The 13920-nt window shown below is 49.3% G+C and carries 10 protein-coding genes and 1 tRNA gene; 1 reads left to right on the forward strand and 10 read right to left on the reverse strand.

Features of this window, described 5'->3' with window-relative positions; genetic code table 11:
* Positions 1–3: 3 nt before the first annotated feature.
* The 9 genes from rpoB to NXS08_RS03935 form a co-directional block, all read right to left on the reverse strand.
* Complete coding sequence (gene rpoB / locus NXS08_RS03895; protein WP_396232250.1) at positions 4–3444, reverse strand: DNA-directed RNA polymerase subunit beta; 3441 nt, start codon at positions 3442–3444, stop codon at positions 4–6.
* 473 nt (positions 3445–3917) lie between these two features.
* Entirely contained in the window at positions 3918–4301 is a 384-nt protein-coding gene (gene rplL, locus NXS08_RS03900; protein ID WP_259137523.1) for a 50S ribosomal protein L7/L12, read from the reverse strand.
* Positions 4302–4419: 118 nt separating this feature from the next.
* A complete protein-coding gene (rplJ, locus tag NXS08_RS03905) occupies positions 4420–4941 on the reverse strand; it encodes a 50S ribosomal protein L10 (RefSeq protein ID WP_259137526.1) in 522 nt (173 codons plus the stop codon).
* A gap of 566 nt (positions 4942–5507) precedes the next feature.
* Positions 5508–8438 carry an SdrD B-like domain-containing protein gene (locus NXS08_RS03910; protein WP_259137528.1) on the reverse strand — a complete coding sequence of 977 codons (2931 nt, stop codon included), beginning with the start codon at positions 8436–8438 and terminating at the stop codon, positions 5508–5510.
* Between the two features lie 453 nt (positions 8439–8891).
* Complete coding sequence (gene rplA, locus NXS08_RS03915; RefSeq protein WP_259138026.1) at positions 8892–9608, reverse strand: 50S ribosomal protein L1; 717 nt, start codon at positions 9606–9608, stop codon at positions 8892–8894.
* A 70-nt stretch (positions 9609–9678) separates the two neighbouring features.
* Positions 9679–10110 carry a 50S ribosomal protein L11 gene (rplK, locus tag NXS08_RS03920; protein ID WP_259137530.1) on the reverse strand — a complete coding sequence of 144 codons (432 nt, stop codon included), beginning with the start codon at positions 10108–10110 and terminating at the stop codon, positions 9679–9681.
* Between the two features lie 128 nt (positions 10111–10238).
* A complete protein-coding gene (nusG, locus tag NXS08_RS03925) occupies positions 10239–10991 on the reverse strand; it encodes a transcription termination/antitermination protein NusG (protein ID WP_259137532.1) in 753 nt (250 codons plus the stop codon).
* Between the two features lie 136 nt (positions 10992–11127).
* Entirely contained in the window at positions 11128–11352 is a 225-nt protein-coding gene (gene secE, locus NXS08_RS03930) for a preprotein translocase subunit SecE (RefSeq protein WP_259137535.1), read from the reverse strand.
* 35 nt (positions 11353–11387) lie between these two features.
* Positions 11388–11460 (reverse strand) — tRNA-Trp (locus NXS08_RS03935).
* 242 nt (positions 11461–11702) lie between these two features.
* On the opposite strand from NXS08_RS03935, the gene NXS08_RS03940 reads away from it, so the two are divergent.
* Positions 11703–12914 (forward strand): pyridoxal phosphate-dependent aminotransferase, encoded by a 1212-nt coding sequence (locus NXS08_RS03940; protein WP_259137537.1) that lies wholly within the window; start codon positions 11703–11705, stop codon positions 12912–12914.
* 125 nt (positions 12915–13039) lie between these two features.
* On the opposite strand, the gene NXS08_RS03945 is transcribed toward NXS08_RS03940, so the two are convergent.
* The gene (locus NXS08_RS03945; protein WP_259137540.1) at positions 13040–13843 is read right to left on the reverse strand and encodes a lysophospholipase; all 804 of its coding nucleotides are present in this window, start codon (positions 13841–13843) and stop codon (positions 13040–13042) included.
* Positions 13844–13920 lie beyond the last annotated feature (77 nt).

Raw genomic sequence — 13920 nt, forward strand, 5'->3', positions numbered from 1 at the left:
TTATTAGATATCGTCTAAGGTTGCGCCAGCATTTGGGCGAGTATCCAGGGTAATCCCCAGTTCCTCAGTTGCCGAGCGGCCCACGTCGCGGGAGGTGGTTAAATCAATTGCATTGCCTTCTTTATCCAATGCTTCCACATCTAGACAGAGTGAACGCATTTCGTACATGAGGACGCGGAAGGATTCTGGGATCCCAGCTTCTGGGATATCTTCACCCTTAACGATGGAATTAACTACCGAGACACGGCCCTTCATGTCGTCGGACTTAACAGTTAAGAGTTCCTGCAATGCATAGGCGGCACCGTAGGCTTCCAGTGCCCAAACTTCCATTTCCCCGAAACGCTGTCCACCGAACTGGGCTTTACCGCCCAGAGGCTGCTGGGTGATCATGGAGTATGGACCGGTTGAACGAGCGTGAATCTTATCATCAACCAGGTGGTGCAGTTTCAGCATGTAGGTGTAGCCAACTGCGATCGGGTATGGGAATGGTTCCCCGGAGCGTCCGTCAAATAGGCGTGCTTTACCGTCCTCGTTAATCAAACGCATTCCGTCGCGGTTTGGTAGCGTGTTGCGGAGCAAGCCCATCAGGGTATCTTGTTCCACACCATCGAATACCGGGGTAGCTACGTTAGTTTGTGCTGGGGCAGAAAGTCCTTCTTCTGGAATGAACTTCGCCCAGTTTTCACCATTCTTAACTGCTTCGCGTACGTCCCAACCCATAGCTGCAATCCAGCCCAGGTGGTATTCCAATACCTGTCCTACGTTCATACGACCAGGAACACCCAGTGGGTTAAGGATGATGTCTACTGGTGTGCCGTCTTCTAAGAACGGCATATCTTCAACTGGAAGCACCTTAGAGACAACGCCCTTGTTACCGTGGCGGCCAGCGAGCTTATCACCGATGGTGATTTTACGACGCTGTGCAACGTAAACGCGGACTTTACGGATGATTCCTGGCTGTAGTTCATCATCGCTTGAGTTAGATTCGCGAATTCCGATTACGATACCGGATTCACCGTGTGGAACACGCAGTGAGGTATCGCGAACCTCACGAGCTTTTTCACCGAAGATGGCGCGCAGCAGGCGTTCTTCTGCGGTAAGTTCAGTTTCACCCTTAGGGGTTACTTTACCTACCAAAATGTCACCGGAAGAAACTTCAGCACCGATGCGGATAATGCCGCGTTCGTCTAAGTCAGCCAGTGCATCTTCTGCTACGTTTGGCAGATCGCGCGTGATTTCTTCATCGCCGAGTTTAGTTTCGCGGGAAGCAACTTCATATTCTTCGATGTGGATCGAAGTGAGAAGGTCTTCTTCAACTACGCGACGGGAAAGAATAATTGCGTCTTCGTAGTTCAAGCCTTCCCAGGACATGTAGGCAACCAGGAGGTTCTTACCCAGAGCTAGTTCCCCACCGTCGGTTGCTGGACCGTCAGCGATTAGATCGCCGGCTTCAACTCGTTCACCTTCAACTACAACAACGCGTTGGTTAGTGCAGTTACCAGAGTTGGAGCGCTGGAACTTTTCTAAACGGTAAGAGTCGTAGGAGCCTTCATCGGTGGCCACGGTTACCAGGTCAGCTGATACTTCGGTGACAACCCCGCTGTTGCGGGCGATTACCATTTCCCCTGCGTCGGTGGCGGCACGACGTTCAATACCGGTACCTACCAGTGGGGCTTCGGTGCGTAGCAATGGCACTGCCTGACGTTGCATGTTTGCGCCCATGAGTGCACGGTTTGCATCGTCGTGTTCTAGGAATGGAATCATTGCAGTTGCAACGGAAACCATCTGGCGGGCAGAAACGTCCATGAGGGAAATTTCTTCCACAGGTACCAGTGCAGGGTCTTCACCGGAGATACGGCAAAGTACTTGGTCTTCAACGAAGCGTCCGTCAGCAGTTACTTCTGCTGAGGCCTGTGCGATGGCTTGTCCGTCTTCTTCGTCTGCGGTTAGGTACAGCAGTTCGTCGGTGACTCGTCCGTCACGGACTACGCGGAATGGGGTTTCCACGAAGCCGAAGGGGTTGATACGCCCGAAGGTTGCTAGGGAACCGATCAGACCAATGTTTGGACCTTCCGGAGTTTCGATTGGGCACATACGTCCGTAGTGGGATGGGTGCACGTCTCGAACTTCCATGCCGGCACGGTCACGAGATAGACCGCCTGGCCCCAGTGCAGATAGACGACGTTTGTGAGTCAGTCCAGCTAGCGGGTTATTTTGATCCATGAACTGGGATAGCTGAGAGGTTCCGAAGAATTCTTTAATCGCTGCCGTAACTGGACGGATATTGATTAGCGAAGTTGGGGTGATGGCTTCGATGTCCTGGGTGGTCATACGTTCGCGGATTGTGCGTTCCATACGAGCCATACCAGTACGTACCTGTGCCTGGATTAGTTCACCTACTGCGCGGATACGACGGTTACCGAAGTGGTCGATATCGTCAGTTTCAAGCGGCAGTTCCACTGCTTTTCCGCCGCGTACACCTGGGAATTTCATGCCTTCACGTTCAAATCCGGTGGTTAAACCGCGTTTGTGCAGGCTGAGGAGGTATTTCACGGTGGTGACGATGTCTTCAATTCGCAGTGCTGATTCGGTAAGTGGTGCTTCTAAACCAAGCTTCTTGTTGAGCTTGTAGCGACCTACTTTAGCCAGATCGTAGCGTTTGGAGTTGAAGTAGAAGTTTTCTAGCAGGTTACGGGCTGCTTCAGCAGATACCTGTTCGCCGGGACGAATCTTCCGGTAGATGTCGGTGAGTGCTTCGTCTTCAGTTTTTGCGGTGTCCTTTTCTAGGGTTTCTAGGAGGACGGGGAAATCTGCGAATTCTTCACGTATAGCTGATTCACTCATTCCCAGTGCTTTGAGGAAGTGAGTTACTGGTTGCTTACGTTTACGGTCGATACGTACGCCTACGGAGTCGCGTTTATCGATTTCGAATTCCAGCCAAGCACCCCGAGATGGGATGATCTTTGCTGAGTAGATGGTACGGTCTGAGGTTTTGTCAGATGTAGCTTCGAAGTATACACCCGGGGAACGTACCAGTTGTGATACTACGACACGTTCGGTTCCGTTGATGATGAAGGTACCCCGGTCAGTCATCAGAGGGAAGTCGCCTAGGAAGACGGTTTGTCCCTTGATTTCACCGGTGGTGTGGTTCATGAAGTCTGCTTGTACGTAGAGCGGAGCTTCGTAGGTCTTGTCTTTTTCACGACATTCTTCTACTGAGAACTTTGGTGGTTCAAAGTAGAATTCTTTAAATGCGAGGGACATGGTTTGTCCCGCGTCTTCAATTGGGGATATTTCGGCGAAGATATCTTCCAAACCTGAGGTGGTTGGAAGGAGGTTTTCACCGGATGCATTCGCAGTCTCTACTCGTTTCCGCCACTGTTCAGTGCCGAGGAGCCATTCAAAGCTTTCGACCTGGAGGCTGAGAAGATTAGGAGCCTGCATTGGTTCGCGGAGTTTCGCGAAGGAAATACGTTGCTTAGTATGCCCTTGGGCATTTTTGCTCACTGCAACCAAAGGAAATCCTTCCCTATGTTTCACGGGTTGGCGCGCCGCACCGGTTGCCCCTCTCTGAATCCATTCCAGGGTACGCATAGCGCTTTATAGCGTGTGGTTATGGGTCACATCGGACAAACTGGTGCAACTATTCATATTACGCGGTTTAGGGGGCTTTTTCCAGAGTGTTTTCGCTGGGCGTGCGCGAACTCACGTGATTTCTTTATTTTGCTTTTCAGGTGCTTCATTTTCCGCTGGTGGCAGGGTGGTTTTTCTTTCCCGAGGGCGGTTTTGTTGCGTTCCGGATTTGTGTGTCGGTTTTGTTAGCTGCGGTAGTGTGTTTATTTACAGGGTTTTGTGGTTTTGGGTAAAAGTATTCCCCCGCTCGGTTTGAGCGGGGGAATACTTTAGTAAAAGTGAAATTACTTAACGGTTACGGTACCGCCAGCAGCTTCGAGTTCACCCTTTGCCTTTTCAGCGTCTTCCTTGGATACGCCAGCTAGGATTACAGATGGTGCACCTTCAACCTTAGCCTTTGCTTCGCCCAGGGAGTCACCGGTCAGGCCCTTAACAGCCTTGATTACTGCAACCTTCTTGTCGCCTGCAGCTTCGAGAACTACGTCGAATTCGGTCTGTGCTTCGCCAGCTTCTTCAGCTGCTGGAGCTGCTGCTGCAGCTGCAACTGCAACTGGTGCTGCAGCTTCTACGTCGAATTCTTCTTCGAACTTCTTGATGAAGTCGGACAGTTCTACCAGGGTCAGTTCCTTGAACGCGTCGATCAATTCTTCAGCGGTCAGCTTTGCCATTTTGGCACTTCCTTCCATTAGGTCCTGCTATGAGCAGATTTTATTTTGTTGGCGGCCAGTGTTTTTTAACCAGCCATTCGATAGATATAACCGTGGGGTTTTATCTGTGGAGGCCGAATCAGGCCGCCTTTTCCTGCTTTTCGCGCAGGGCGTCGATGGTGCGCACTGCCTTGGTGGCAGGTGCAGCAAAGAGGAATGCTGCCTTGGATAGTCCAGCTTTGAGTACGCCTGCTGCTTTGGCAAGCAGTACTTCGCGGGATTCCAGATCAGCGAGCTTCTTAACATCTTCAGCGGAGAGTGCAGCACCCTCCATTGCACCGGCTTTGAGAACCAGTGCAGGATTTTCCTTAGCGAAATCACGCAGTGCCTTTGCCGCTTCAACGACTTCTCCATTTACGAAGGCGATTGCGGTTGGGCCATTCAAGGAATCGGCTAGGAAGTCTAAACCGGCTTCCTTAGCAGCGATCTTTAAAAGCGTGTTTTTCGCCACGGTGTACTGAGCGTTACCGGCCAGGGAGCGACGCAACTGTGAAGTTTGCGCTACAGTTAGGCCACGGTATTCGGTCAGCACAACAGCGGAAGAGCTACGGAACAGTTCCACTAGCTCTGCTACTGCAGCTTCTTTGTCAGGCCTTGCCATGGGCCCTCCTTCCGTGATCATCCATCAGTGCCACTTCTTGGCTCCGTCTCTTCTACGATTCCGGGGATAAAAAATCCCCTGCTGCCTTTCGCATACGTAGGCACACAAGGGTCACATAATATGTTTCTCTTAAGTTACACCTACGTTGGTTTCGTTTCCGAGATTACACCTCTAAGAGGTACCGACGGTCTTTGGCTTCTTCTAGATTAACGGGTTGTTTTGGGAATTCCAACTTTTTTTCGCGTGCGACTGCTCACAAGCCCCACCGACCAGCTAAGACGCTGCCCTCCCGATCGGCTAAAAAGTAACCTTGTCGGTCGGCTAAACGGTCCCCTACGCAGCAAGTTAGGATCTCATCGCATGAGGGTATTAGTTACCTGAGATGAGCATTGGCTTTGTGACGAGGCCGTTCGCTTTCTCTGGTGGAGATTAGCTTCCTGAGATAAATATTAGTTTTGCGGCGCGGCAGTTCGCTTTCTCTGGTGGTAATTGACTTTGTGGGGTGAGCCAGAGGCTCACCCCACAAAGTTTGTAGTTTATTTAACTACTACGGTTTGAGAACTAGGTTAGTTCTTTGACCGGCGGTTCCAGTACACCAGGCCACCACCTACAGCTGCCAGGAGAAGTGCTCCTAAAGCGTAGTAGATGATTTCCGCACCGGTACGTGGCAATTCTGGCTTAGGAGGTACAACTGGAGTTACCTTCTTAAAGCCGAAGTCTAGGGTTAGATCTTCTGCTTTATCGACAGTTAGTGCAACTGCAACCTCTTTGCCGGTTGAGGAATCCACTGCCCGATCGGTGCCAACATTTGCTTTAGCTGCTACGAAACCCTTTGGTGGGGTAACCGTTACAACGTAGTGCACGTCTGCTGGAAGGATCTCTAGATCTGAGAAGTAGTACTTACCCTCTGCATTAGTGTGGGTAGTTTTTACTTCCTCACCAGCTACGTTCATAACTGGCTTACCGTCAGTACGGCTGATGGTAAGTTCTACATCAGCAATCGGCTTGTCGGTTGGATCTTGGATGCCATTGTCGTTCAGATCTTCGAATACGTAGTCACCAACGCGTACCTTTCCTGGGCGCTTAGCGTGGAATGGGTCGGCGTCCTTAACTGGTTCTCCGCCAGCTACTGGGGTGGCTTCTACTTGTGCATTGTTGGAATGTTCAAGTTCTTCGCCTAAAGCTGGAAGAGTTGCAGTACAGTCGAAGGTTGCTCCTGGTCTCATTTCAAATCCACCGGGAGCAGTAACTACTCCATCTACAGCAGCAATCGGTGTGCCATTGATTACACACTTGAAGTCGGTCAAAACTGGTCCTGAGAGTGTCTTATCGGTAACTTTCAGGTTAGTTAGGTACGAGGTTCCGGTGTTAGTAATGGTGAATTTAACGGTTGTCTTTTCGGTGCCCTTCAAGATGAGAGCATCAGCTGGAGTGTCGTGGTCTCCAACCGGTAGCACTGCTGGCTGACCGTTGGTTAGCTTTGGACCGTCAGCGGTGAATTCAACACCTTTCCAGTCGCCAACATATTTTTCAATGTCGATTGCTGGAACAGTGCGGACGTATCCGAAGTCTAAGGACAAGTCCTTATCGCCATCTGCAGTCAATGGTTTAACAGTGGTGGCTTCTCCCGTGGAGGAGTCATTTTCTCCGGCTCCGCCATTAGCACCTTCCACGGTCGGGATATGACCGGCGTACGCTGGGGGTAGTTCAGTTACTTGCACAGTGTACTTTTCGCCAGCCTTTAAGACCGGGAGGTTGCAGAACTTGTAGAGACCGTTATTGTCGGTGATTGCCTGTCCAACTTTGTTACCGTCAATGTCGATAACTGGTTCGTTGGTAGGTCCGAAAATGTCCAATTTAGCACCGGCAATAGGTTTATCTGTTCCGTCTTGTAAACCATCTTTGTTGATGTCTTCCCAAACGTAGTCGCCAACGCAAACTGAAGGCTTCTTCAAAATAGCTTCGTTGGTTAGTTCGATTGGGGTGACCTGCCCGGCTCCAATGGTGAAGTTAGCTTTAACATTAGTTACAGTGCTATCTCCTACTTTGAAACGTGGGTTTGACCAGGTGATGGATCCATTCGCTGGGGAATCGATTTCGCTAATTTCAATTTCGGTTCCAACTGGGAAAGGACGATCAGTGGGGTTGTAAACCTTTTCCTGACCTACTGGCAATTCCATGATTACTGGATTTTCAGTAGGGGCTACCCATCCGTTGAATTCGTTTGGTTGTTTACCACCGGGAAGTGTCCACTTAACAGCTACGCGTACTTTCGCATCAGCTGGAACTTGATTAACAGCTGGGCCGTCTACAAGTTTAGTGATTGAGAATGTGCCGTAACCGGGTAGCATCTGCGCGGTACCACCGGCGGAGGCTACAAAGACAGTGCGGTTATTCAACTTAACGTTAGTACCGGTGATAGTAGCGTTGTTACTGTAAATAATGCCGCGATCTACAGTTCCGTCTGCAGTTGTAGGTACGGTGTCATAGTTGATGTGGTAGTGGGTGGTTGGCTCCCAGGTTCCACCGTTTAGTGGAGTGATGGTGATAGTCATAGTTTTACCGTTATTGGTAATTACTGGCTTCACATCAAAGATGGTGTGACCATCAGTGTTTGAGAGCGCTTTACGATTCGGGTTAGAAGTTCCAACGCGAATATTGTGAGGTGGAAGAGGAACCGCTTGTGATTTGACGATGCGAATATCAACGGCTTCGGTTTCTGAGAAACGCTGTCCGTCTGAAAGCGTATCGGTAATTACTAAGGGGTTCGGGATCTGGCCACCAGCTTTTGCAGCCAGTTCTTCGGTGGTGAAACCGATATGCCAGTGAATGTCCTTATGCTTTGAGAATATTGAGTCTGCGTATTTGTAGGGATATGATGGGTTGTATTTTCCTGGACCAGGAACATATGGATCAATTGGCTTGTCGCCCGGGTTAGGAATTGGGGTGATTTTACCGTTTAGATCGAAATCGTGAGTGGTTTGATCGCCTGCTCGGAAGGCACTAATTACGATCCAACCAGTTCCGGTTAAATCAACGTTGCCTGCTTCTTTAGCGCGGGTTAGACCATCGTTAAAGGTACAGGTAACTTTAGAGCCTGCACTATTTGTTCCTGGGGTGAAAGTACAAGAACCGACATTGTATTTTTCGGTTGTATTTGGCACTGTCACCAAAATATCGTAGCCCACTGGGTCAATCGGGGTGAAGTTTACTGGTAGCTGGAGGTAGAAGCTATCGCCTACCTGTGGGTTTGCAGCAGATGCATCCCACTTCCATTTAACACAGGCACGTGCGCCAGAATATGCGATTGGTAAACCGTCACATTTTGGCGGAGCGCCCACTCCGGTCCAACGTTCTACAACAACGTCATAAACACGAATGTCGTTGTTTTGTGCCGCGTATGCTCTCTCCATAAAAGGAGAAATGAAGCCTGCCAAAGCCAAGACAAGCGAGAAGGTTAAAAGCATACTAAGCTTTTGCTTTAATGCGGATTTCATATACTCTCCATGCAATAACGCTCAAGATACACAGTCTCCGAGCGCATTGCGGGAGAACTATGCGTGAGCTTTTGTTAGTACGTACTTTGTATTATACACCTCTAATCGTCATTTAAGAAAGAAATCACGATAATATAAAGCACACAAGACATTGTATCAAGACCTGATTTTGCTCCCTATGGAAAAACAAGAACTCATATTTCCATGGAATTAATATTTAAGCACTGACATACATATTAAATCCAAAATCGTAAAAGTTACTTTCAAAAGCCCCTGCAAAATACTCTTAGAAAACGCTTCGATTCCAGCGTAAATTAATCTTCCCAAAAGGCTCTCTCTTCACCGACTCCCCAGCATTACAGTAAAGTTCTCAGCTACCTGAAAATCCCTTTGAAATATTTTAAGCCCCAGCTCACAGGTGAGCTGGGGCTTAAAATCAACTAGATCTGAAGATCAGGATGGAGAGTTGGTATCCAGGTTACGAGTCTTAGTAACATCCAAAGGAATGCCAGGACCCATAGTGGTGGAAACGGTTCCCTTCTTCAGGTAGCGTCCCTTAGCACTGGATGGCTTCAAACGTAGCACTTCATCCAACACAGTTGCGTAGTTCTGTGCCAGTTGTTCAGCTGAGAAAGAAGTTTTACCAATGATGAATGCCAAGTTCGAGTGCTTATCAACACGGAACTCGATACGTCCACCCTTGATTTCTTTAACTGCCTTAGCCACATCCATGGTTACGGTACCGGTCTTTGGGTTTGGCATCAAACCACGTGGACCAAGTACGCGACCAAGACGGCCAACCTTACCCATTAGATCTGGGGTAGCTACCGCAACGTCGAAATCGGTGTAGCCTGCAGCTACCTTTTCGATCAATTCGTCGCCGCCAACTTCATCCGCACCTGCGTCTAAAGCTGCCTGTGCGCGGTCACCCACGGCGAAGACCAGGACCCGAGCGGTCTTACCGGTGCCGTGTGGGAGGTTTACAGTACCGCGAACCATCTGATCAGCTTTACGCGGATCGACGGAAAGACGGAAGCAAACTTCAACGGTGGCGTCGAACTTAGTAGTTGACGTTGCCTTTGCCAGTTCCATTGCCTCAAGAGGCATGTATAGTTCGCCTGCGTGCACCTTTTCGGCCGCAGCGCGGTAATTCTTTGAGCGCTTCATAATCTGCTATCTCCTTGCAGTCGTGGTTGCTGGGCGAAGCTTGCCCTGCCACTTCATAAATTTTATTTAGAAATCAGGCTTCTACAGTGATACCCATGGAACGAGCGGTACCAGCAATAATCTTCATTGCTGCTTCCACGTCGTTTGCGTTCAGGTCAACCATCTTTGCTTCTGCGATTTCACGCAGCTGAGCTTCAGATAGAGAACCTACCTTCTGGGTGTGTGGTACGCCAGATCCCTTTGGAACTCCAGCAGTCTTCTTAATCATCTGGGACGCTGGTGGCGTCTTGGTGATGAAGGTGAAGGTACGGTCTTCATACACGGTGATTTCAACGGGAACGATGTTTCCACGCTGAGATTCTGTCGCCGCGTTGTAGGCCTTACAGAATTCCATAATGTTTACGCCGTGTTGGCCCAAAGCGGGACCAACCGGAGGTGCTGGGTTAGCAGCACCAGCCTGGATCTGAAGTTTGATCAGGCCGACAACCTTTTTCTTGGGTGCCATAAAATTGGGTCCTTTTACTTATCTAGTTACGTACTGTGCGTTTGCCCAGTACCTTTTTGTATGCCACCTACTTATAGACAGCACACAGTCTTCTATCATATCTTGCGCGCGGAGCGCAATCAATCCGATTAAGAAAGTTTCTTAACCTGATCGAAGCTGAGTTCAATTGGGGTTTCGCGTTCGAATACCATGATAGAAACGGTGAGTTTACGGTGTGCCGGGTCAATTTCCGTAACCGAGGCTTCCATCGATTCGAAAGGTCCGTCCATAACTGTGACAGATTCGCCAATTTCGAAAGTAATCGCGGGGGAGGTGAGAATTTCTGCAGAAACAGCCTTCTTCAGTTCCTTAGCTTCCCACATTGGGGCCAGCAGATTAACTACTTCATCAGTAGTCAGAGGTACTGGGTTCTGTGCGTCTCCAACGAAACCAAGTACTGCTGGAGTGTCTTTAACTACTCGCCAGGAAGTTTCGTTCATGATTGCACGCACCAGCACGTAGCCAGGAACGCGCGGGCGTTCTACAGTTTTCTTACCAGCCTTAGTTAGTTCAGTTACCGTTTCCATGGGAACTTCGGCTTCGAAAATATAGTTTTCCATATTCTGCGTTTGGATACGCTGTTCCAAGTTGGCTTTCACTCGGCGTTCGTGGCCAGAGTAAGTGTGGATAACGTACCAATCCCCCAGCTGTTCTTCCAGTTCAGCGCGTTTTGCAGTTAGGAAATCAACTTCAGCCGCGTCTACTGCTTCCGTAGCGTCTGCTGCTTCTGCCGCGTCAGCCACTTCTGTTTCCGCTGCTTCTACTTCACGGGTTTCGAGGGCGGTTTCCACCACTTCCTCCACAGTTTCAGTGGTTTCTTCAGAGTTCACCTGTTCGCTCACGCTAAAGCCTCCTATTTATAAATGATAAAAAGTAACACACCCTAGTGCGCTTTGACTGGGTGTGTAAATGATTCTTCTTAAGTGTAAAACAAATCCGCCGGATATTCTATCCAGCGGATTATTTTTAAAATGTGATTTAGCCAAATACTAAAACGGAAAGCCAACCAAAGAACAAGTCCAGCAGACCGGTGTATAGCATGATCGCTCCAACGAAAACCAAAACTACCAGCAGGTAAGTTTTCCACTCCCGGAAGGTGGGCCAAATTACCTTTTTTAGCTCGCTGATAACCTGCTTAACGAACTGGATGATGCGTGCGAAGAACCCGAGGGATTCTACATTCTGCGCAGTCTTATCTGCCACGGATCCTCCATACTATTAGCTTCCAAAATAACTTGCAGGGCAGGAGGGACTCGAACCCACAACCGCCGGTTTTGGAGACCGGTGCGCTACCAATTGCGCCACTACCCTACGCATTTAGTTCACAGTCAGTAACTTTTAAGCCACTTACAACAAACTGCGTGCTTAATGAGTCTAAACGATTTTAACTAACAAATACAACTCCAAAGCAAATAACGTGATCTGCACAACTGAGGATTCCAAATTAGATTCAACAGGCGCCCTCGGAAAAGATCTGAATCCTAAATTCCAAAAAGTAAGACGAAAAGATAAATCTCCGAAAAAAATAACCAGTTTCAGGCACACTAATATATGTGAGTACTTTAAATCAGCACCCCCGCGTTTCCGCACGACTGGGCGCAATTGCCCCCTCTGCCACCCTCGCTGTTACCAAGCGCGCTAAAGAACTGGCCGCCCAAGGTAAAAACGTAATCGGTTTTGGCGCTGGCGAACCCGATTTCGCTACCCCCGATTACATTGTTGAAGCAGCCGTGAAAGCCGCTCGCAACCCAAATATGCACAAATACACTGCCAACGACGGTCTTCCTGCCCTACGTGAAGCGATTGCAACGAAAACCCTCCGCGATTCAGGCTATGAAATTAACCCAGCCAATGTTCTGGTCACTAACGGCGGGAAACAAGCAGTTTTCCAAGCAATCGCTGCCGTAGTTTCAGCTGGTGACGAAGTTCTACTTCCAGCCCCCTACTGGACTACCTACCCCGAGGCAATCGCTTTAGCCGGTGGGAAAACCGTGGAAGTTTTCGCAAACGCCGCAGCTGAATACAAAGTAACCGTAGAACAGTTAGAGGCTGCGCGAACTGAAAAAACTAAAGCATTACTGCTTTGCTCCCCCTCAAACCCCACCGGATCGGTTTACACTCCGGCGGAACTTACTGCCATTGGAAAATGGGCAGTTGAAAAAGGTATTTGGGTACTAACTGACGAAATCTACGAACACTTAGTGTACGAAGATGCCGAACCTGCCCACATTGTGAAGCTAGTTCCCGAGCTGGCAGACACCTGTATCGTGATGAACGGGGTGGCTAAGACCTATGCAATGACCGGCTGGCGTGTAGGCTGGATGCTCGGCCCTGCCGACGTGATTAAAGCTGCCTCAAACTTCCAATCTCACCTGACTTCTAACGTAAATAACATTGCACAAATGGCTGCTTTAGAAGCTGTTTCAGGCTCCCTGGATGCAGTTTACGAAATGCGCGAAGCTTTCGACCGCAGACGTCGCCTGATGGTTTCTATGCTGTCCGAAATCCCCGGCTTAGTAGTTCCTAATCCGAAGGGCGCATTCTATGCGTACCCATCTGTGGAAGCTCTTTTAGGAGAAGAAATTGCTGGCACAGTCATCACTTCCTCAGCTGTTCTTGCCGACGTGATTTTAGATAAGGCTGAAGTTGCGGTAGTTCCTGGGGAGGCTTTTGGGCCATCAGGATTTATTCGTCTTTCCTACGCCTTAAATGACCGTGACCTGGAAGAAGGAGTTCAGCGGATTCAAAAACTGATCCGAGGATAGAAAACGCTAACGGCACAGATTGCTGGCCTATAGCACGTTTGCGTGAAGTTGCTGGCGTGTTTACGTGAAGTTGCTGGAGCGTTTGTGTGAAGTTGCTGGCGCGTTTGCGCGGTACTGCGCGCTGGCTACAAGTGAGCTTTTAACCAAGTGACCGTATTAGCTAACAGCTGCGGGGCTTGCGGACCATTGAAAATCTCGTGTTTTTCGCCCAAAACTACGCGATATTCAGCTTCAACCCCCGCAGCTTGTGCCTGCTTCACCAAATGCGCAGATCCGCTGGGCGATACCACTTTGTCAAACTCTCCATGCATAACTAACAGTGGTAACGACCATTTTCCTGCGTTGTCGTGAACAAAATACGACCAGTTAGTCAAAGTAGCCGCAGTTAATAGTGGAACCGGCCCCACGTAGTTAAGCGGGTCAGATTGGTAGGCTGCGATAACTTCTGGAAGTAAAGCCACTTCTGTTGGATCCATTTCCACTGTCGGCATTGCCGGATACTTTCGGGCTAAACGCAAAGCCGCAGCAGTTACTGACCGGGGGATCAGCGAATCTACTGCCGGCCCGGATAAAACTACTCCCATGATCCCTTCCGGACGTAATAATCCTGACACCGCGGTAATCAAACCACCCATTGAATGGCCGAATAAAAATAGCTTCTGGGTGCGTGACACTTTAGCTACCTTACCGCGAGCGCGAAAATGATCCCCAATTAGGGTCTTTATATCCACCACGCATTTTTCTACCGGCTGCCCCTTTCTTACCAGGGAAGTTCCGTGGGCTAACTGGTCGTAAGTGTAAACGTCAAAACCAGCTTCATTAAACCAGCGGATTACCTGAGAGTACCTTCCTTGGTGTTCGGCCAGACCATGTAAGAGCAGAATATCTGCTAATGGTTCCTGTTTTGTTTTATAGACGTAGAGTTGCATGGGGTCCTCCTTGCGGTGGCCTGAGCCACGCTTACTCACCTTAGTTTTTCAAGTACAATGTCTTAAAATGAATTCTA

The sequence above is a fragment of the Gleimia sp. 6138-11-ORH1 genome (genome assembly GCF_024814355.1).
In the GTDB taxonomy this organism is placed as follows: Bacteria; Actinomycetota; Actinomycetes; order Actinomycetales; family Actinomycetaceae; genus Gleimia.

Excerpts from the sequence above, each read along its gene's own strand:
- NXS08_RS03945 (WP_259137540.1), bottom strand. The coding sequence starts at position 13,843 with ATGCAACTCTACGTCTATAAAACAAAACAGGAACCATTAGCAGATATT.
- rpoB (WP_396232250.1), bottom strand. The coding sequence starts at position 3,444 with ATGCAGGCTCCTAATCTTCTCAGCCTCCAGGTCGAAAGCTTTGAATGG.
- rplK (WP_259137530.1), bottom strand. The coding sequence starts at position 10,110 with ATGGCACCCAAGAAAAAGGTTGTCGGCCTGATCAAACTTCAGATCCAG.
- rplL (WP_259137523.1), bottom strand. The coding sequence starts at position 4,301 with ATGGCAAAGCTGACCGCTGAAGAATTGATCGACGCGTTCAAGGAACTG.
- rplJ (WP_259137526.1), bottom strand. The coding sequence starts at position 4,941 with ATGGCAAGGCCTGACAAAGAAGCTGCAGTAGCAGAGCTAGTGGAACTG.
- NXS08_RS03910 (WP_259137528.1), bottom strand. The coding sequence starts at position 8,438 with ATGAAATCCGCATTAAAGCAAAAGCTTAGTATGCTTTTAACCTTCTCG.